13 protein-coding genes are annotated in these 21,247 nt (G+C 41.9%); 7 read left to right on the top strand and 6 right to left on the bottom strand.

Annotated features, from left to right (window positions below; all coding sequences use genetic code 11):
- Positions 1-113: 113 nt before the first annotated feature.
- Positions 114-1,004, bottom strand: a complete 891-nt coding sequence (locus BCU34_RS05015) for a LysR family transcriptional regulator (protein WP_102414225.1) — start codon at positions 1,002-1,004, stop codon at positions 114-116.
- Positions 1,005-1,120: 116 nt separating this feature from the next.
- Between BCU34_RS05015 and accD the strand changes: the two genes are divergently transcribed.
- Positions 1,121-1,984 (top strand): acetyl-CoA carboxylase, carboxyltransferase subunit beta, encoded by an 864-nt coding sequence (gene accD, locus BCU34_RS05010; protein ID WP_102478984.1) that lies wholly within the window; start codon positions 1,121-1,123, stop codon positions 1,982-1,984.
- 154 nt (positions 1,985-2,138) lie between these two features.
- Here the strand turns inward: accD and BCU34_RS05005 are convergent, their stop codons facing one another.
- From BCU34_RS05005 to BCU34_RS04995, 3 genes are all read right to left on the bottom strand, one after another.
- Positions 2,139-5,570, bottom strand: coding sequence for a hypothetical protein (locus BCU34_RS05005; protein ID WP_108145196.1), 3,432 nt, complete (start codon positions 5,568-5,570; stop codon positions 2,139-2,141).
- A gap of 437 nt (positions 5,571-6,007) precedes the next feature.
- Complete coding sequence (locus tag BCU34_RS05000) at positions 6,008-8,527, bottom strand: FG-GAP-like repeat-containing protein (protein ID WP_102480504.1); 2,520 nt, start codon at positions 8,525-8,527, stop codon at positions 6,008-6,010.
- Between the two features lie 438 nt (positions 8,528-8,965).
- A protein-coding gene (locus tag BCU34_RS04995; RefSeq protein ID WP_102480628.1) for an IS3 family transposase occupies positions 8,966-10,116 on the bottom strand; the annotation gives its coding sequence in 2 pieces (ribosomal slippage) (positions 8,966-9,873 and positions 9,873-10,116; 1,152 coding nt in all).
- Between the two features lie 290 nt (positions 10,117-10,406).
- On the opposite strand from BCU34_RS04995, the gene BCU34_RS04990 reads away from it, so the two are divergent.
- The 4 genes from BCU34_RS04990 (at position 10,407) to BCU34_RS04975 (ending at position 15,475) form a co-directional block, all read left to right on the top strand.
- Positions 10,407-11,501: a methyl-accepting chemotaxis protein gene (locus BCU34_RS04990; protein ID WP_102431294.1), complete on the top strand. Its 1,095-nt coding sequence runs from the start codon at positions 10,407-10,409 to the stop codon at positions 11,499-11,501.
- Between the two features lie 176 nt (positions 11,502-11,677).
- Positions 11,678-13,720, top strand: coding sequence for an FUSC family protein (locus BCU34_RS04985; RefSeq protein ID WP_102479716.1), 2,043 nt, complete (start codon positions 11,678-11,680; stop codon positions 13,718-13,720).
- A 193-nt stretch (positions 13,721-13,913) separates the two neighbouring features.
- Entirely contained in the window at positions 13,914-14,990 is a 1,077-nt protein-coding gene (locus BCU34_RS04980; RefSeq protein WP_107899279.1) for an acyltransferase family protein, read from the top strand.
- Between the two features lie 239 nt (positions 14,991-15,229).
- Positions 15,230-15,475 carry a hypothetical protein gene (locus tag BCU34_RS04975; RefSeq protein ID WP_048658464.1) on the top strand — a complete coding sequence of 82 codons (246 nt, stop codon included), beginning with the start codon at positions 15,230-15,232 and terminating at the stop codon, positions 15,473-15,475.
- 58 nt (positions 15,476-15,533) lie between these two features.
- Here BCU34_RS04975 and BCU34_RS04970 read toward each other — a convergent pair whose 3' ends face one another.
- The gene (locus BCU34_RS04970) at positions 15,534-17,345 is read right to left on the bottom strand and encodes a PLP-dependent transferase (RefSeq protein ID WP_102479171.1); all 1,812 of its coding nucleotides are present in this window, start codon (positions 17,343-17,345) and stop codon (positions 15,534-15,536) included.
- A gap of 142 nt (positions 17,346-17,487) precedes the next feature.
- Between BCU34_RS04970 and BCU34_RS04965 the strand changes: the two genes are divergently transcribed.
- Positions 17,488-17,943: an Lrp/AsnC family transcriptional regulator gene (locus tag BCU34_RS04965; RefSeq protein WP_050634531.1), complete on the top strand. Its 456-nt coding sequence runs from the start codon at positions 17,488-17,490 to the stop codon at positions 17,941-17,943.
- 33 nt (positions 17,944-17,976) lie between these two features.
- Here the strand turns inward: BCU34_RS04965 and BCU34_RS04960 are convergent, their stop codons facing one another.
- Positions 17,977-18,447 carry a hypothetical protein gene (locus BCU34_RS04960; protein ID WP_102479172.1) on the bottom strand — a complete coding sequence of 157 codons (471 nt, stop codon included), beginning with the start codon at positions 18,445-18,447 and terminating at the stop codon, positions 17,977-17,979.
- Positions 18,448-18,656: 209 nt separating this feature from the next.
- Between BCU34_RS04960 and BCU34_RS04955 the strand changes: the two genes are divergently transcribed.
- Positions 18,657-21,131 (top strand): PAS domain-containing hybrid sensor histidine kinase/response regulator, encoded by a 2,475-nt coding sequence (locus tag BCU34_RS04955; RefSeq protein WP_102479173.1) that lies wholly within the window; start codon positions 18,657-18,659, stop codon positions 21,129-21,131.
- Positions 21,132-21,247: the final 116 nt, after the last annotated feature.

The raw sequence follows: 21,247 nt of genomic DNA, 5'->3' as shown, positions 1-21,247 counted from the left end.
TAAAAACAAGCGGTTAACTTGTAATGTAGCACTTTAGCGATACTGGGGGGTAGCTTTTCAGTACCCGTTATTACGCCCCCTAGACAAGGGGGGGGGTTAAATAACCTACTGATTTAATTTGCATGGTGCTGCAAGTGCTCGATAAAAGCAGGAACCCTCTTCGCTATGTGTTTTCTTGAGGCATAAAACGCATATAGAACTAAGTCTGCGGGCTGATATTCGAGCTCCACGATTTCTAATTCACCAGCTTCAACCTCTTCACGACAAAGCTCAGCTGGTAGTATCGCAAAGCCTAAACCGGCCAATGCTCCAGCTTTAGCAAGCTGACCACTGTTGACCTTAAATGATGATTTGACTCGCTGTGTTACCCATTCACCATGATCGTCTATAAATACCCAAGGCGTTCCGTTCAATGCGGTAAAGCTACTGATACAGGGCACGTGTTTTAGATCTGTAATCTGAAACGGTTTTGAGCAGGTTTGAAGAAGTTTAGGTGAAGCAACGACTACACTCGGCCAACGTTGGATTTCTTTGGCGATCCAGCTGTTGTCTTCTAACTTTCCTCGATGAAAACTGACAATAACGTCAAAGCCGTCGATCAGGTCCTCTTTTGGACTGATGCTGGTATCACAACACAGTGATATGGATGGGTACTGGTTGCAAAAGGAAATAACAGCTTGAGCTAATTCGGCAGAGTCAGGCATTAAGATGTTTAACTGCCCCTGCACCTCTTGAGAGTGTTGTGTGACCTCTTCTATCGCCTGGTTGAGTTTATCCAACAAGGGCTGCGTGCGCTGATAAAGATGCTCTCCAGCTTCCGTTGGAGCAATACGACGCGTGCTTCTCACAAACAGTCTTACGTCTAGTTGTTGCTCTAACAACGCAATATGTCGGCTAACATTTGAAGTCGGTAAACACAGAAACTCTGCCGCTCTTTTGAAGCTATTATTCTCATAAACACAATGAAAACTCTTTAGCCATTGCTGATCAATTTTATCCAGCATATCCCCTCACAGATAATCCCATATTATTGGATTATAAAGCCAAATATTGCCACTTTATTACCAAAATCAGGCTTATACAATATTCATCACTCGAACGATGGGAATAAAGGTTATCCATGAGCTGGCTAGAAAAACTATTGAATAAGAATAACTTAAAAAGTAATCGTAAAGCGTCAGTCCCAGAAGGTGTCTGGATCAACTGCCCTTCTTGTACTCAAACCTTGTACCATATCGCACTCAAGGAAAACCTACAGGTGTGTCCAAAATGTGGACATCATATGCGCATGACAGCACGTCTTCGTTTAGAAACATTTCTCGATAACAGCGAACGTACGGAGTTAGGTGATCAACACCAACCAAAAGATCTACTCAGCTTTAAAGACAACAAGCGCTATACCGAGCGACTGGCCTCTGCACAAAAAAGTACAGGTGAGAAAGATGCACTGGTCGTGATGAAGGGCGAGCTACTTGGAATGCCAGTTGTCGCATGTGCTTTTGAATTTGCTTTTATGGCGGGATCAATGGGCTCCGTTGTGGGCGCTCGATTTGTAGATGCAGTGAATAAAGCAATTGAATCAGACTGTGCCCTGGTATGCTTTTCTGCATGTGGTGGTGCGCGCATGCAAGAATCACTCATGGCGTTGATGCAAATGGCGAAAACCAGCGCTGCGCTCAGACGATTATCTGAAGCCAAACTGCCCTATATTTCGGTACTCACCGACCAGACCTTTGGCGGTGTCTCAGCCAGTTTAGCCATGCTGGGTGACATCAATATCGGTGAACCTAAAGCGAGAATCGGTTTCGCGGGCCGAAGAGTCATTGAACAAACGGTACGGGAAAAACTACCCGATGGTTTCCAACAGAGTGAATTCTTACTCGAACATGGTGCTTTAGACATGATTGTAAATAGGCGTGACATGCGTAAAAAAGTGGCAAGACTTATAGCTATGATGACCAATACCACTCATCAAAAAGCGTAAGCTGTAAGAGCGAAGGCGCTTAATATAGAGCAGCTCTCAGCTCTATTTATATTTACCAGAATTGATTTAACCACTGCCCCACTCGATTACTTGTTCAGATGAGGCAGTGTAACCTAATAGCTCAGTGTCACTGCGGGCACGAGTACGAGATCAATTATGCAGTTGCACTCTGATTTTGAAGATATTCAAGGTATTGATTTAAAACCTCTATATCATCAGAACGCTCGAGTGCTTTTGGATGAGTTTTACGAATCGTATCAATGCTATTTTTCACATCCAAATATGATAAAACGGCTTGTTCGGATTCGATGGAAGGTTTGACGTAAGCCTTAGTCCCCTCGGGCAAATTACTTAAGTCTAAACGGCCCTCGTTGAACATTTGTTTCATTATCACTGCAGACTTAACCATACCAGAGCGACCATCACCTAACGCACAGTGGACCAACACATTCCCTTCGCGTGTACTCAATAAGTTCAGTACTCGATTCGCTAAACCATCGATATCTTCACTTGAAGGCTGTGTAAGGGCTTTGATAGAAAAGAAGTCCTTGATATACGTCGTCTTGTTAGAGATATACTCGATATTGTGACTCGCTAATTGCTTGGTTAGCGATACGATCTCTCTTGCCGACATCCCAGAATCAAGGGAGATCAATGCCGCGACATTGTTACGTTTCAGGTTCTCACAAAACGTCATCAGCTGCGCGCCAGTAGAATAGTTTTTATTAGGTCGGCCAATCGAACCAATTCTAAGCTCGGGGTGAATGTGGATGTTCTCAACTTTCCCCTTGGTGTTAGTAGCCTTTTGAACGACAGTTTTTTTGAATATCGGCTTCTGAACACCTTTTATCTTGTGCTTTGCAGGGGTAGATTGGCTAAACTTCGTGCCACTCCAGTCTACCTGGGTTGGTACAGTACCGAACTTTTTGATTTTTACTTCAACGGGAATCCCCAGCTTCGCCGCGGCAATAAACCTGTGCTGTCCATCCAGAATATGAATGCGGCCAGTTTGTGGGGAACGCCAACCAGAAATCAAAATCGGTTCATCCGCCTGCCTTACTATAGAAACCTTTTCATCGATGATAGATTGAAAAACTTCAGGCTGAGCTGGCAATGGAATCTTATTGTCCGATACAACTTTCCCAACGGGTCCTTTTCCATTAAAACACCAGTCAAACGTTTCAAGTACAACGTTTCCAGAAGAGGCACCGTAAGCACTATTCACTTTAAAGCTGCCCGCCCCACCACTTAAGCCCATCGTTTTGATGGTTTCTAAACGTTCACTGGTTTCTTTCATGAACTTGTACTTTTTAATCGCTCTTATCTTATTTTTTAGATCGCCGATGGCATCGCTCGATATAAATTTAGAACGACGTATAAATTCGTCAGAGATATCGTTAACAACGCTTCTCATGAAGGCCGTTTTAGATAAACGAATCACTCTGATATTTTTCACTACACAAGCATTTACAATAACAGAGAGATTAACATCCAACGCCTTAGCGATCGGGGAAAAAATGGGAATGATGTCTGCTAGAAGTACAATTGAATCAAGCAAAATCGATTCAACATCTTGAATATCTACCTCATAATCAGGATCATTTATCATCTTCTGCGCGACTTGTAAGAACGGAACCTTGTTGTTTAATGCGGCTTCCATTGAGCTTTCAGTAAACAGAACTTCCTTCATTTCGACCAATTTGTCGCTCAGAGATAACTTAAATTCATTCGCAACCAGATCTTTCAAAAGATAATTCTCTTGGAACTGTTTTTTGGTGCCAACCTTTTTAAACGACTGAGCAATCAGGTTAAACTTAAGGAGCGTCGTCTCTTGTACTGCGTCCCACATAAAGTTATCAAATCTATGATTGCGCAATAAGAAAGGTTTAGGTTGCTCCTGAGTGTCGTCAAAACCTGTTGGAATGTTCAATTTTAAAAAGATAGCGTTTAACGCTTCGTAAGATACATCTTTCCAGTTCTCATCCGGTTTAGGTAACACTTCAATCAACTGAGTAACAAGCTCGTTATCGGCCCCACCTAGGTAAGTCACTCGGTGATGGAATGCAAATGTGCTGACTAAGAAGTGGCGATGGTTACTATCTTTCACGAGAACCACTCTGCCACTCATGCCTAGATGAGTTTGTAGCATCAGCACCGCTGGTTTTATCGCTAAAGTGATAGCCTCTGTCGTCGGTGCAGACATAAACAAATTAGCAAATAGAGCAATAAAAACCTTCACTGAATCATCACAGTTAGGAAATTTCTCTTCTACCAATCGATACGCTTCAGCAATACCCTCTGCTTTGCCGACCACATAGTCATCAAGAATATTTCTGATCGCATTCTTACTGTAGAAAGGCAGTATGATATCTGCGGATGAAATGATGCTGACATTGCTATTCAAGTCACTTTGATAGATTGATTGATTACGAAGAAGAGTGTTCAAATCTTGCTCGATATCAGAGTTTTTATAATCGACAAACTGCGCATAATATTGACTGTCCGAGTCGAAATTTTCTCTGCCTACTATCTTTTCAATAGCTAGAGTCGATTGACTATCATCCCCTTCCAGATCCATGACTTCAGAAAGTACACTGATTAAATTAATAACATCATTAAATCGTTCTACTACTTGGGGTTTTTCATAAACAATAATGTCGTCTAGCTTAATAGCGTCACTGTAAAATAACGCCATGGTATCCATTACCTGAAATTCTAGACCATCCTTAGACTCATCTCGGATCAGTACCTTCTTAGGTATATTATTTTTTAATAAAATTTGGTCGAAAGTTTCGTCAAAATAATCCAATGAAGTGCTCATCTCATCAGATATTACTGTCATTTTCGCCAAAGCTAAACGGAAAACAGCTTTATCATCACCTTGAGAACAAGCATGATAGATCTCGACCTCTCTCGCAGCATCACTAAGTACTTTAGCTATATTAAATTCATCTAAGCTGTCGTGAATATTCCCACTTAACGCTCTTTGTACGATAGCGTCTACTTTTTTCTGAGAGATTTTAGCGCCCGATTCGGGAATAAGCTTAATCTCTTCTTTGAAACCTGAATTGCTGAGTGCAAACAGCACTCGGCGCTTTTCTGCTTTAAAAAACGTATAGATCAGAGCGCTTTCTAACCTAGAGTACAAACTACTTTCGCTGTGCTTTAAACTCGTGATTGCACTGTTCAATGGTTCCCCTAACAGGCCTTCATCGCGCCGCTCGAGAAGATTTTCGATATAAATCATTGTTCTCGCAATACTTGATTTAACAGCGAGGTTTCTAGACTTTTCATCACTTTTATATCGATAGCTAATCGTGTTCATCACACTTACTTTCAAGTTTTGTATGAAGATCAAGCTATTTAAGTCATTAATCTTGCCGACTATATAGTGTCTTACGTAGTACTTATCATCGATAGCCTTGTAATCCTTTAAAGAAAGAGTTTCATATTCAGCAAGTTCCTTGTTAACAACCTCTAGAATTTGAGACATTTTTTGTATTTTTTCTAGGTTGCTATCACTATTTGAGCATATACCTTCAATTTCTTTAATATTCACATCTCTATGTGAACCATTTAATAACACAAGCTATTTCCTTATTGATATTTTAATTGGGATATTGATGATAACTTACATTATATGTTTTTTTAAATAACTTTAATTATTTAAGGTTTTGGTAAATTAGGAATAGTAAAATTAGAATACAACTAATTTAGAGATTAACTTAATTAGAAATTAGTTTATTAGAAGAATATAAAAAGGGATTACACATTAAATGTCTATAAATTTTCTAATTATCTTCAAACATGCATTTTAGGAGTTTTATATAAAAAATCAGGTAAGATTATGTCGTCATTCCATGGCCAAATAAAATAAAAAGAATATGGTTATAGGGGCTGAATTGTAGGTGCTAAAACACATCGCATAGAGAAGTCGTTCTATTAGTCATAGAATGACCTCCAACATTTATGCAGGCCCTCCTATTGAAAGGAGGGCCTTCGTAGCTATAGCGTCCCTTGTAACTATCGCGTCCCTTGTCTAACTTCTTGCTCTCTACCGTTTAAGTCTCTATCAGAGTCACCGTATAACACATGAACGGTACCATCATTGTTGTTACCGCCACTGCCTAGGTCTTCAAATGGAACACCTATAACGAGATCGTCCTTGTCATCACCATCAAAATCTCCAGCCATCAAGCTGTAGCCAAACTTGTCGTCCTTTTCGACGCTACCAGTGATATTGTTTTTATTTTGATTGTATTCACGGCTTCCGCTTAATCGTAAGCCGTTACCAGAACCAAAGAATACATCCACTTTGCCTCCATTGTCCTTGCCCGCCAAGTCTTCCGTTGGTGAACCAATAGCTAAGTCTTGATAACCATCACCATCAAAGTCTCCAGTCGTTAGTGCGAAACCAAATTTATCATCTTTTTCAGCGGAGCCATGCACACCAGACTTGTCTTGATGAATCTCACGAATGCTATTTCTTGAAGGGCCACTGCTTGTACCTCTGAGCACGAAAACATTTCCGTCATTATTGTTTCCGCCAGAGCCCAAATCCTCGTATGGAACACCAATAACGAGCTCATCAATGCCGTCATTATTAAAATCACCAGCTGCTAGCGTGTAGCCAAAATGGTCGTTCTTTTCAGCACTGCCAGCAAAACCACTTCTATCACCATGGTAAAAACGATACTCCATCGTACGAAGACCTTGAGTGGTGCCAAAGAGCACAACAACCATCCCTTCATCATCACCATCACCTAAATCTTCATATGGCGCGCCAACCGCCAAATCGCCTAGCCCATCGCCGTTAAAGTCTCCAGCCGCTAACTCATGTCCAAAACGGTCATCTTTCTCTGCTGCCATGCGCTCTAAGCCGGAGTTATTTTGGTGGAACCTACTAATACGCTTCTTACTTAGCCCATTGCTGGTGCCATAGCTCACATAGACTACGCCTGCATTATCTTTAGAGCCGATATCTTCATATGGAGAACCGATGGCCAGATCATCATAACCATCCCCATCGAAGTCGTGGCTGGCTAATGCGAAGCCAAACTTGTCTTCTTTTTCTTGCTTGCCCTTACTAATATTGGCTTCTTTTAATAATTGATAGCCTGAAGTAGTGAGTCCTTTGTTACCTCCATACAGCACAGTGACCATACCAACATTAGATTTCCCATCGATATCTTCATTTGGGGACCCAATGGCAACATCATCAAAACCATCATTGTTAAAATCGCCGCTCGCTAACGCAGAACCAAACAGGTCACCGCCTTCGGTAAACATGCCAGACAGTCCGCTAGAGTCTTGGTGAAAGCCTCTGGAACTCAACATACTCAAGCCTTTTGAAGGAAGTGAATCACCTCCGTAAACCACCGTCACTGCGCCGGCATCATTATCACCATTGATATCCTCAGTCGGGTAACCAACAAGCAAATCAGCCACGCCATCTCCGTTGTAATCACCACTAGAGAATACCTTGCCAAATGAATCGTCCTTTTCAGCTCGACCACGAACCATGACATCTCGGTTATTCAAATTAAAATCAATAATTTTCCTGTTTTTACCTTCAGAAACGAAATCTCGTAAAACAATGTTCGAACGGCTTCCCTTGTGGTAATGGTTGTAAAGCCAACCGATGGAGTTATGTTTCGCAGTTTTAGCATCATACTCTTTCAAGTTTGTCGAAAAGCCCGTCACGTTTTTGCAAAATAGATTAATACTTAAGGTACATAATGCTGTACTGGCCAGGGTTTCAGCCACACCTTTGAGAATTACCTCCGCAGTGGGAGTAACAATGTGCTGCTCCGTATATAGTCGATTGTTGTTTGCGCTTCGACTCTTAGCTAACTCCGACGAAATCCAATTTCCTATTTTATTAGGGTTTTGATAGATGTCCTCTTTGTAATAGCTATTTAGACGTTGGCGCGGCCAAAAACTGGCCCCACATCCAGACACACTTTTATCAGGTATAATAATTAAGTTTCCGGCTTTAATGAGATCTTTGTATTTAGATGTTGGTTTTAACTCATTTGTTATTAGATGCTTTGAGATGGAATTGTTAGTACACAAGGATTGATAAAAATTATCAGTGTTAGTTACATTACGGACAAATGTAGACTTTATGATGACGATTTCGCCTCGGTTTTCATCTAAGAACTGGCTTACCTCATTTAAAATGTTGTCGATTTTTCCGTAAATAAGCGAGTGAGCAAAGTAATACTCCCCTCGGTCTTCATATATTCTCAAATCTAAAAAGCGTGTACCGGCATTCAACTGCTTTCTTACACTCAAATCTTGTGTCTCAGACCAGTCTCTTAGTTTCGAAAGTGGGAAATTAACGCCGGCTGCCTTTTTACTATAGTTTTGCGCGTCGTAAGCACCGCTATCGTGGCTCCCCGGAATAATAATATTGTTAAGCGGAGTATCTCGCCTTGTGTTACTGAAAAGATCCTCCATCCACCTCTCGGTGCTATAACTCAAGGCAGGTTGAGAATTCAAAGCGAGTATAGCCGCTAAAGCCAATGTCTTTATTTTCATTTTTTTAATCCATTAAAGTTCGATATGAGATATTTTTAGCTATGACCATATCTACTATTGAGTGCATGACGTCCCATATACGAAGTATTTCCCGTCACTATAGAATGCTTATATCCACAATAATTAAATGGTTCTAACATTTAATTATTGATAAATAAAATATTATACAAACGAGTGATAACAAATGTGAATGTTAAGGTTTTATTTATTCATTAGCAAGCCTATTGCAATCTGAATATTAGAAAAATTAATAATGACAACCAACTTAATAAGAATTCATTCTAAAGAGTATTAAGTGAAAATTTGTTCAAAAAACAACCCTACCTCTTGCATTAGTGCGTTCTAATTTAAACGATAATTAAGACTTAACATTAATAATGTTAATCAACATAAAACCACCTATTAAACTGATCTGCTCCAGTTAGACTGGACACCGCATTAAGCGACATATTGTTTTTCAAAGTTAACTGGACTTAGATACCCAAGGGCACTGTGCCTTCTTGTTCGATTATAATCAACTTCGATATATTCAAAAAGTGCTTGGCGCATCTCTTCTCGCGTCATTATCGGCTCGTATTGAACGGCTTCTACTTTCATTGAGTGGAAAAAGCTTTCAACACAGGCGTTATCCCAGCAATTTCCCTTCCTACTCATACTTTGTTTTAGATTATGGGCTGAGATTAAGTCTCTGTAATCTTTTGAACAATATTGGCTACCTCTATCACTATGGATAATTACCCCTTCGGGCATGCCTCTACGGAACAATGCCATTGATAGCGCATCACAGACCAGAGTCGCGGTCATTCTGGTGCTCATTGACCAACCAACTACTTGCCGTGAGTACAAGTCGATAACAACCGCCAAATACATCCAACCTTCGCTTGTCGCTAGATAGGTAATATCTCCAGCCCATTTTTGGTTTGGTGCTGTCGCATTAAAATCTTGCTCTAGCAAGTTCGGGGCAACAGGAAGCCTATGCTTGCTGTCTGTCGTACATTTAAACTTACGGGCTGCCTTCGCGACTAAGCTCTGGCGCTTCATGCTCGTGGCAATGGTTTTTACATCGTGCTTATTACCATTTGCCTCAAGTTCTTTTTGAATACGCCTTGCACCGTCGCGTTCCTTTTTATCATCAAAGACTTCTCGAACTTTGCTGTCAAGCTGCTTTCGGTGCTCGTTGCGTTGAGTGACTTTATGGCGATTATCAATCCAATAATAAAACCCACTTCGAGAAACCCCAAACACCTTAGCCATACGGACAATCCTATATTGCATAAGGTGTTCGAGCATAAACTCATAGCAATCTACTTTAGATTTTTCGCGAAGTAGGTGGCGGCCTTTTTTACGATATCTAGCTCTTCAGCTTGCTCAGCCAATAACCGTTTGAGTTTGGCATTTTCAGTGGCGAGTTCCCTTTCTCTATCGCTGATTTTCGCATCTTTTTTGACGGCTTTACGCCATCCATAAATTTGAGATTCATACAACGATAGCTGTCGTGCCGCAGCAGCGACACCGACTTTCTCTGCCAACTTAAGTGCTTCGGATTTAAATTCAGGAGCATGTTTGATTCGTGTTTTCTTAGTTGTCATTGTTCACCTCGTTAGTGATTGTACTCACTTAACTCAGTGTCCAAAACTTCTGGTGCAGATCAAACAGTATTATGAAAGCTGGTAAAAATAGATAAAAAACTAAATATCCAAACAAAAAAGTGATTTACTAGTCATTAATCAACCTAGCCAAGATAATAAGGCTAACAACCTAATAATATTTTGTTACAATCCAACCGGTAATTATTACCTTTAAAACCAATACGTTATCAACCCCGAGCTTCATTATCAGCCCCTTGAATAGCTTTTCGCTCTATACATATAGGTATTTTATGTTTGGAATAAAACAAATAAAACTAGAAAACCAATTACTAAAAAAACAACTAGCCGAACTAAAAAAGAAGCATCAATCTGATATTAATGCTCTCGAAATGGAATTAAATAAGTCGCAAAACCTTGCTCAATCGACACATCAACAACATCGTAACAGTAGTGAAATGATGTCTAATTGCTTGAAAGGTGGAGATATGCTCAAAACCATTCAAAAAGAGATGGTTGAAAGTGCTAAATCTATGGCTCATGAAAACCAAGAGCTTCAACAGCTAGATGATATGTTTAAACAAACACATCAAGCATTGGTTCGCCTAGACAACCGAGCAATCAAGATCAGCGATCAGGCGTCTCAAAGCATTCAATCTGTGGATATATTGGATCATACGGCTGGTGCTATTTCTAACCTTGTATCAACTATTCAAGAGATTTCTGACCAAACGAACTTACTGGCGCTAAATGCTGCTATCGAGGCCGCTCGCGCGGGTGAGGCTGGACGCGGGTTCGCTGTCGTCGCCGATGAAGTAAGAACCCTTGCAGGTAAAGCCAGCGAAGCCAGTGAAAAAATTGATTCATTGGTGAAACAAGTTTTGACTCAAGTAAATGCGATTAAAACCTCTATCGGTGAAAACCAAGTTTGTGCAGAAGAAGTGTCAGCATCTTCTGCACAAATTAGCTCAATTGTTAATGAAGTCGTCGTGAAGTCGGAAAACATGAAGCAAGTTATTCATATTGCTTCCACTCGCGCTTTCTTGGATTCGGTGAAGCTCGATCACGCCATTTGGAAAAATAACACCTATCGTTTACTCCAAAGCGGTGCCTTTAGTGAAACGATCAACACTCACTCAGAGTGTCGTTTAGGTCAGTGGTATTATCGTGGTGATGGCAAGGCTTACAACCACCTGAGAAGTTATCAATTGCTTGAAGAACCTCATAAACAGGTGCATGACAATGGTCGTAAAGCAATGAATCAAGCAGCATCTGAGGACATTGAAGGAACAATTAAATCAGTTAAAGCTATGGAAGACGCAAGTATCCAAGTCGTGTTCCAAATTGATCGTTTAATGAATGAAATTATAGAAACTGAATCAATGTAGTTTTTGTCGAGCTCATAGATACCGTTCAGACCAGAGATCCAACGAGTAGGTCAATCCCAAGCATCTTGATATCTTCAAATTTTATTCGTGGCACTCTATAGTTACAGAGTGCCACTAAATGATTGGATTCTTTTCTAAAGTTGGTCCATCTAACAAGTAAAAAACAAGGTATCCACATGACGTTCTCCCCTGCCATTCTACGTAAGATCTGGTACGACCCAGCCATCAATTTGGGGCTTCGTGCCACCAGCGCCATTGTACTATTTCTCGGTTTAGGCGTGTTGTTCAACCAACCCGCTATCGCCATGACTGCACTGATGACAATGCCAGCCGCCTTAATTAGCGGGCTTGACGCTGCTGGCCCTAGGCGGTGGACGCGCTTTGCTATTACCGCCACCACTTGGGGAGCCACTCAAGCCATAAGTTACCTACTACTTATTAGTGGACTGCCTTTATGGATAACCTTTGGGGTACTTGGTGCCGTACTTGCTAGCGCTGCAGTCAATGGGCCATTTTGGGGGCGACTAGGCATGTCGAGCCTATTAATAGCCGTCGTCACCCTCTCACTTCATAATTCCAATTCAGCACTAAGCTTGTACCCTATGTTGGTACTCGGGCCTCTTACTTTTGCGCTCTTTAGTTGGCTTTGGTTTGCGTTATGGAAGCACTATGCGCTGCGTGTGTGTCTATCCGCAATTTACGAAACGTTGGCAGATTACATCCAATATCGCCAAGTATTCCTGCTAGGTAGCGAAAATGATGCACCGAAAAGACGCATCAAATACCAACTCATCGAGTTGTTCCAACAGGCTCTTCAATCCGAATCTTTTCGATCTAAGCAAGCAGATGCTAGTTCACTCCGACAAGCTTTGTATCTCGCTCTCGATACGTTTGAAGTGATACTCAGCAGCCACACAACGAATCCCGATCTAATGAACCAATTTCAGTCCAGCAAACACAAACGAGACTTGCTATTGGTTTGGAGCCAACATTGTCAGCAAAGACTAAGACACAAAGCAAAACAGCTTCTACACAACACTAACGAAGAGATGAGGCACTTAAGCTCATTAGAGCAAGAAGCCAATGACTTGATTGAAGCGGTCAAGCTCGAAGACCAACCCCGTTTTCGTTATTGGGCATACGCAGTGAAGCACATTTCCCGTCGTATTGAGCTTAATGAACCCGCTTATGAACGCTCTTTTGAAGTTCAGCCGTTCGAATTGTCTTTTCGCCTACCAAGCCGAGGCAACCCTATTTGGCGTCATGTTACCCGTGTTAGTTTGATGTTTTCCCTTGGTGCAGGAATTGCGGAATATTTTGAATTGATTCGCCCGGACTGGGTGCTGATTTCAATGCTAATGGTGATTCAGCCTAGCTTCTTAGCAACACGAAGTAAAACATGGCAGCGCTGTTTAGGTACGGCGCTTGGCGTGCTATTCGCCACATCTTTGATTCACATTGGTGTGCCAACGACCGCGATGTATACGCTAATTGTCATTCTCTTGCCCGTCGCGATGCTTAATATCATGCGCCATTACTCACTAGCCATTGGTTGTATTACCGCGCTATTGATTTTGGTTTATCAGGCCATGGCACACCAAGGGCTCGACTTCGCAGCGCCACGTTTGATCGACAACATAGTTGGGGGCGCGATTGTCCTACTCGGTTATAGTTTGTTATGGCCTCAATGGCGAGGCAAAGAGATCCACAATCAAGCGTTAAAAGCGCTTAATAGTTCCAAAAACTTGTTTGTGTATTGCTACGAACAGCTACAAATTGACACCGAACAACATGACCATCTTGCATTAACTAAGCAACGTGCTGCCATGTTAACAGCCGAAAGCGACCTTGAACTGATTTACAATGAGATGCAGCAAGAGCCTAAGCACACTCGCACCGATCCTCACTATTACGAAGACATGCTGAGTCACTATCGATTATTGAGCCATTACCTCTGCTTGCTGATTCCACTTGTAAGAAAAGGCACCCAATACCAAGGCTCGCAACAAGTCGAAAGCTTGATTCATAATGCGATGGATGCGTTGATCAATACCATTCGTGATAACCGCATCCATGAACTGCCAGCGCTAACCAATCAAACCGATGCCGAGCACCCCACTTCTACAACAGGTCAACGCTCAGTCGAAGAAATCATCTGGTTGGCACTGATGACAATAAAGCAAATGCACGATTTAGTTAGGCGTAACTTAAAGCAATAACTTCGGTTTGTATCTGCAGATACGATTTCCATCTAGTTCGCCTAATTAGCCGACCTAACTGACTTAACCGTTTTCGTCAGTGGTTGAGAAAGGTTAAGTCGTATTTATGAATAAAATCAGAAAAGGTAACGTTTAATCAGGTCTATAGTTTAATAAGGGGTAATTCGACGCCAACACAAAAAGAGAAATTTATATGTTTCTACAATCAATAAGTAATTTTAGAGGGATTACCATCATTCTAATCGTCATGGGACATTCGTACACTTACGGGTTATCAAGTACAGGTGAGATTGGAAATGTTCTAAAAAACATAATAACAGGAGGCACGTCGCTCTTTGTTTTTATATCAGGTTATATGTTTTACCACGTATTCTACCCTCGCTATGGTTACAGTAAGTTCATTAAGGGAAAGTTTAAAAATGTAGGTGTGCCTTACTTGCTTCTTGGGAGCATCGCTGTTCTCGCTTACTATTTACTTAATTCGGGCTACTTTAATCCTGTTGAGTACATGGTTGATCCGGAAAGTGCGTATCGCAATGGCGTACTGTTTCAGCCATCAGATTCAGATGCCACCACCGCATTAAAGTACATGTTAACGGGGCATTTCCTCACTGCTTATTGGTATATCCCCTTTGTTCTTCTGTGCTTTTTAACTGCTCCTATGCACATGCTTTTTATCAAATCCGCCCCAAAATTCCAGCTTATTATTATTTGTTCCCTTTCGATACTCTCTCTGTTTATACATCGTGCTGTTGAAGGGACTAATCCACTCCAGTCTCTAGTGTATTTTACGCCTATATATTTGATCGGAATTAGTGTGTGTATGAATAAAGATAAAGTAAGTCAGTACCTAGATAATAAAACGTTACTTTTATTGTTATTCGTTGTTGTAATACTCTCTTTTTATCAAAGTTACACTGGCATCAATGGCAACTCACATAAGCCCTTTTTTGAGTATGATGGGATAGATGTGGTTTTTATTCAAAAGATTGCCCTCATCTTTTTACTTTACGGCGCGCTTGAAAAATTGAGTTTTAAATCCAAATGGTTAGATACAAGCTTTGCGATATTTTTCATCCACCCTTGGTTGCTACTGATCCTCGAAATCGCAGACGCTAAATACTTCGGCGGCACCGTGAAAAGCGACTTTAACATTACTCTCTACATAGGAATCTGCAGCGGAATTGTAGTCACATCCGTTTTCTGTGCGAAAATAATGAAGATGGTATTTAGAGGCAGCAAAAAAACAAGATACTTAATCGGCTATTAGGCTAAAACGCTCTCTATTGCTCAATCTACACTGCACTTTAAAGGTCGCATTCAGTTACCCCCTTTTTCTAGAATCAATAAGAGATTCAAGAAAGTAAGACGTGCCCGACTGTATTCCATTGGATTACTGTATTTACACTAGCTTCTTATAGTTAAAATGCCGTATGGTACAAACCATAGAATTATAAAGACTTGCGGCCTTTGCCACAGAGACTCTCCATTTAAACGAAAAGACTGACTATGAATTTTGATATCAATGCACTGAAACACCACCAACTGGTCGAAGATGGTCAACTAGAAGGGTGCTACATTCATCAGCCTGTACAGGGTAGTCTGCCAGACGATAAAGCGGTTTTAGCAGAGCGCCAAGCACTGGAAAAACTAGGTTATAAAGTCGTTCAAGTTAAAGCGAAGGGCGGAACAACAACCTTTGCTGAGGCTATGCAAAAATTCGCCAAGAAGACTGGTCATCAGACCAAGGACTAAGAAATTGGTTAGAGATAAGCACCCTGCCGATTAATAAGTCAGCAGGGTGTTTTTTTATTTACTGAGTGAGCTGACTAAACTTCGGCAAGTTCTTCACAAACCTCTGGTGTACATCCATATAAGTTTGCATATAGATTTCATCGATACGGTCGTTACTCGGGAAGCTCGATGAGAAGTCTGCGTGTTTACGGTCAATCGACAATTTAGCGGCCTCGATAATATGAGCAATGAACATGCGAGGATCTTCCAACCCAATCGAGATACGCATTGTGGTCGGTTTGATGCCCGCTTCATTGAGTGCCTCATCGCTCAGCTCTGAATGCGTGGTCAATGCTGGGCACAGCGCTACCGTATTGGTTTGCCCTAAGCTCACTTGCATCCCGATTGCGGGCTCAAGCATGTCGAAGAACTGTTTAAACCCATCACGATTGATTGGTGCACGATTGCCATTACCTTCCATATCGATTGTGAAAAGCGCCGCAGGTAATCCTAAGTACATGTTATTCTGGCAGTGTTCATAGTTATCGCTGTCTGGCAAAGCAGGACACGACACATTGATGTCTGGGTGAGCATCAAAGATCTTTGCGAGAGTCAGTGTATTAATGGTTTTTTGCACCACACGCATCTCATAGGTTTTCATGCCATTGAGCACTTCAAACGCTTTGTCTGCATCTAAGAATGCGCCTTTAATGTAATACACATTCCAAAACAGCGTTTCGTTCCATGGAATGATGGCCACATCGCCGTTAGGCTTGGTGAAAGTGACCTCCTCTCCTTTCGGCACAAACATAGTCTCATTGCGGCCAATCACAACCCCAGCGGTTGTGGTGCCAGAACCCGCCAGTTCTTTGGTGTAGGAGTGAATCACATAATCTGGTCTTTCCATCACATCATCGCGTTTTAGTACTGGGTGCAACAATGGAGTGCCGACTGTCGAGTCAACAATCACATCCCAACCACGAACGTGACCAGCTTTACTGATGCTAGCAACATCCAACACGTATCCATGCGGGTTACACGGTGACTCAAGGTAAACGTAGATCTTCTTACCCGCGGCGAGGCGACCTGCGTATTTTTCGGCAACCTCATCAAGGCGAGTCGCAAACTCATCTCCTGAGTAACCATCCACCCACTCTATCGCGATATTCAGATTCGACGGCTTGCCAAACCAATCTTCCAGCAGTTGGTACGAACCGCCGTAGATGTTACGTGAAGCCAATACAATGTCCTCATGCCCAAGCAAGTGGCTCAACAACCCATCAATGGCCGCCATGCCGGAGTTAAAGTTCCACGCGAGGTATTCGTTGGCTCTAGAGCCGGCCTCAATATCAACCATGTGGTTAGCCAATGAAATCGATGTTGGGTTAAGCAGTCGAGAATAGATATCGTGCAGCGGCTCTTTACCGTTGAACGCATCTTCAATCCATTCGGTACACGCAAACAAATAGGTCGCGGTGCGCGTAATAACCGGGCTTGCCGAGAAGATAGCAGCCACATTATCGAAGATAGGATACGCGCCTTTAGAGGCAAAATTACCATTGTTGGTCGCAATGGATTGGTAAGTGGCACGCATGGGGTTTTGCAGGTTGTCGAGGATCTTAGCGATCTGGAATGACAAGAAACGTTTCGCGTTAAACCAAGCAATTCGGTCACTCTTGTCGAGCTCTGAAAGGCCGTCGACGGTCAGTGCCCAAAGGTCGTGTGTTTTGGTATTGGCTTGGTACAGCGTGGTCGCCAGTTCAATCAGCGTGACGCCGTAATCACTGTTTGGGTCGATACCAAAATGTTTTGCCTGCTCAATGGCCAGGGCTTCTGCTTGTTCGTGTTTGGTTGTTTTCCGCAGCGGGCTAAGTTGAGTTGAAGTATTCATAGTTCCTAAGTCATTCCATGCTTGTTGTTCCTCCTTTAATTTTAGTTTTGTGCAGATGTTAAAAATTGCTATTTGCGAAGTAAGACATACACTTTGAGCAATAATATTGCCAAACTGAATTCTATATTGATGGATTATGCCAATGGACGAGATCGACAAGAAAATACTGGCTGAACTGCAAAACAACGCTCGGCTGACGAATCAAGAGTTGGCCGATCGAGTGGCACTTTCTCCCTCTCCTTGTTTGCGCCGAGTTCGAGCATTAGAGAAGCAAGGGATTATTCGCGGCTATCACGCTAGTGTCGACCAAGAAGCATGCGGCTTACCTGTGAATGTGTTTGTATTGGTAAAACTTGAAAAGCCGACTGAAGAGAACATGCGCGACTTTGAACAACACATTGAAGTGATAGATGAAGTGTTAGAGTGCTTTCTGATGACAGGCAATCACGACTACCTATTGCATGTAGTGAGCGAGTCACTCAAAAGCTATGAGCAGTTCATCCGCAAGCAACTAACTCGCCTGCCCAATATTGCTTCAATTGAATCCAGCTTCGCGTTTGGGCAGGTAAAGACAAAAACAAAATTACCTGTAAGGTGAGTAAATCCGCGTTAAACCAAACTCAGAGACCATTTAGCCGTTTATTTGTGCTATTGCCACAAGTTGCGCCACTTTAAGATCTATTTGTTCTACAACCCCTCTTACAAACTGGGTCCTTTCGCTCCCTGACAGCTCTAGGGCGGCCGCCAGATTTGGGATAGCCCAATGGAGCCTATGGGGTACGTGAGAGCAAACCACGTTGACGCATCCGACAAATAAGTTGCACTGCTCGTTGCTCGATTGGTCACAAAGCGTAATCACGTAATCGAATCTTTCATTGGTCTTTTTGAATTCAAATACTGTCTTACTTTCGCCCTTTATTACAAGGTCAAGCACGCTAGACAGCTCATCTAAGATAGCTTTAGGGGTTTCTCCCGTCTCAAAACCAGAGCAGCTAGCTTGAATCATCCCGTTGGATTGCTTCTCAACCATCGCTTTAGCGATAGCCGCTCTTACACCTTTCTTCACGCATACAAACAGGACTTTAATGGGAGTGGCATTCATGTTTAACATGCCCCTTTCGTATTAACATTCGTATATTAAACATAGATATCTAAGCACGTTTTGCAATATCTCGGCTAATCAAAGGCAATAAGAATGAGGCCAGTCATCGCCCAGTCTATTCGACAAAAAGGATAAACAAGCTCATAAACAAGATATCTATCCTATATTTTTTATATAACTCCGAAAAATAACATGGAAGTCATTTAAGCATGACCAAGCTATCTTCAATTAGCCCCAAAGTGTTGCTTGTACTCTTTCTCTTGCTTACGTCTTTGACCTACGGCGGCATTTCACTTTATGTACTCTCTAATCACAGCCAATCGACAGTCAAACAACTGCAAAGCGGTAACAGTAGCTTTGAGCTTGAGTCTGCCAAAATTTTTATGGAAAAGTATCTCGAGGTTGCAGAAGACCGCATTGTTTTAGCTTCGCAATACCAAGGGGTCATCGACGCAGTGTCGGTCTCAAATATAGAACGGCTCTCATTTCACCTTGAGCGATTCAAAGGGCAGAACCAATCAATGCAATTTGCCGTGCGAGACCGCACCGGTCAGCTGTTGTTTGAAGATACATTTCGTCATCCCGCATCAAAGCAAGAGCAAGCTATCTTTGGCGCGATAGCGAATCAGGAAGTCGATGATCGTATCCTTTACCTTTTGCATGATGATGCCAACCACATTTGTCTCAAGCTATTTATGCCGTTACTTCAAGGCAGTGATTTCGTAGGCGTTCTATATGGTGAAACCGCTGTCGATTATGATGATTTCTTTGGCTCGTTTGTCACGAAACGAGAGCGTTGGTACGAGCTTAGTCAAATAAGCTCACCGATCGCATCTCTTATTGAAGAAGATGACTCACATGGCCATCATTCACACATACCAATTAAAAATAAATACAGTGAAGAAGACTGGCTATTGACTAAAACGGCTTTAACGAAAGGTGATTTAGTATTAACTCAAGGGATAAGCCGCTCTTTTGTCACCAATCAGCTGTTAAGCTTACAGAAGGAACTGTTAAATGGGCTTTTGATTGTCTTAGCACTCAGTTCAATTTTAGTGTTTTTTATCGGGCAAAAATTGTTCGTTAATCCCCACAAAGAATTGGCAGGCTCCAAAAAGCTCCTTGAGGAATCCAACAAACGATTAGCAGAGCAAGAACGTGAAAGTCATCTTCTTGCCACCGTAGTCAAGACAGCCAGAGATGGCGTTGTGATAACCGATAATAAGGGGCGTATAGAGTGGGTAAACAATGCTTTTGAACGAATGACAGGTTATCGCTTAGACTCCATCAAAGGGTTAAGGCCAGGCTCATTTCTACAAGGTGAAGAGACTTCTGTTAGCACAGCAAATCGAATAGGTTCTGCGATTCAACAGGGGAACCAAGTTAAAGCGGAAATATTGAATTACGCGATCGACAAAACGCCCTATTGGATTGATATTGATATTGTACCTTTACGCAACGTTAAAGGTGAAGTTGAACGCTTCATTGCCATTGAACGTGATATCACAGAATTTAAGCAGCTTGAAAAAGAATTAGAAGAACAGGCAAACAATGCGCGTCAGGCAAATGATGCAAAATCACTATTCTTGGCGACAATGAGCCATGAAATTAGAACTCCAATGAATGGCTTACTGGGTATTCTACAGATGTTGGTTGAAGACTTGGAAAAAGCTGAGCAAAGGGAAGTTCTTCAGTTAGCACTCGACTCAGGCGAGCACTTAATTGCCATCCTTAACGATATTCTAGACTTAGCCAAAATTGAGAATGACAGTTTAGAAATTGATCCACATTCATTCAAAATGTGCGACATCACTAACCCCGTATTAAACACTTATCAAACCTTATGTTCAGAAAAAGGGATTGAGTTTTCTTTGCTAGATAACAGCAATACCTCCTCTGTCTACAACGGTGATTCAGTTCGGATCCGACAAGTCATTCTAAATTTAGTTGGGAACGCATTGAAGTTTACAGCAAGTGGTTCGATTACTGTCAGTATCACCCCCCTGGAATACTCTGCGGTGGAGTTTACGGTCGAAGACACAGGCATCGGCATCCCAGCAGAAAGACTGAGCTCAATCTTTAATGAGTTTGAGCAAGCAGATGTCTCAACAACTCGGCATTATGGTGGGACCGGACTTGGGTTGGCGATTTGCCATAAACTTGTGACCTTGATGAACGGCAAACTTACTGTACAAAGCGAACTTGGTACAGGAAGCAAGTTCAGCTTTGTCATAAACCTACCATCAATTAAGGCCGAAGATGATAAGCATCCAATAACAGAGCAAGTCGATCTGTCTCCATTTAAGATTCTTGTGACGGATGACAATAAAATGAACCTTATTATCGCCAAAGGATTCTTGGATAAATTAAACGTAGAGTGCGTTACCTGTAATAGTGGCTTTGAGGCTTTAACACACTTAGAATCAGGTGGTTTCAACCTATTCATTATTGATAACCATATGCCGGAAATGAATGGTTTGGAAACAGTTCGAAAAATACGACAAGCTGGACATGATGACCTTGTTATCTTTGGCTGGACTGCCGATATCATGCAAACATCAACTCTAGCTTTTATTGAGGCAGGTGCAAATGAAGTGTTAACGAAACCACTGATTAAGTCAGACTTAGTGGAGGCACTTTCTCGTTACCTCAACCAAATAAAACCCATAGATAGAGCAAGCTAGCCGTCGTTTGCTCTGTATTATTGATGTAATATAAACAGCACTACCTTTTATCTAAATTTCATAGTCGCTAACTCTCTAACCCACCAACCTCTTTCTCGTAGAGGTTTATCAATAAT

It is taken from the genome of Vibrio sp. 10N.286.45.E10 (assembly GCF_002874195.2).
GTDB lineage: Bacteria > Pseudomonadota > Gammaproteobacteria > Enterobacterales > Vibrionaceae > Vibrio > Vibrio crassostreae.
Note: the sequence above shows the minus strand (reverse complement) of the source record. Positions and strands in the feature narration are given on the sequence as shown.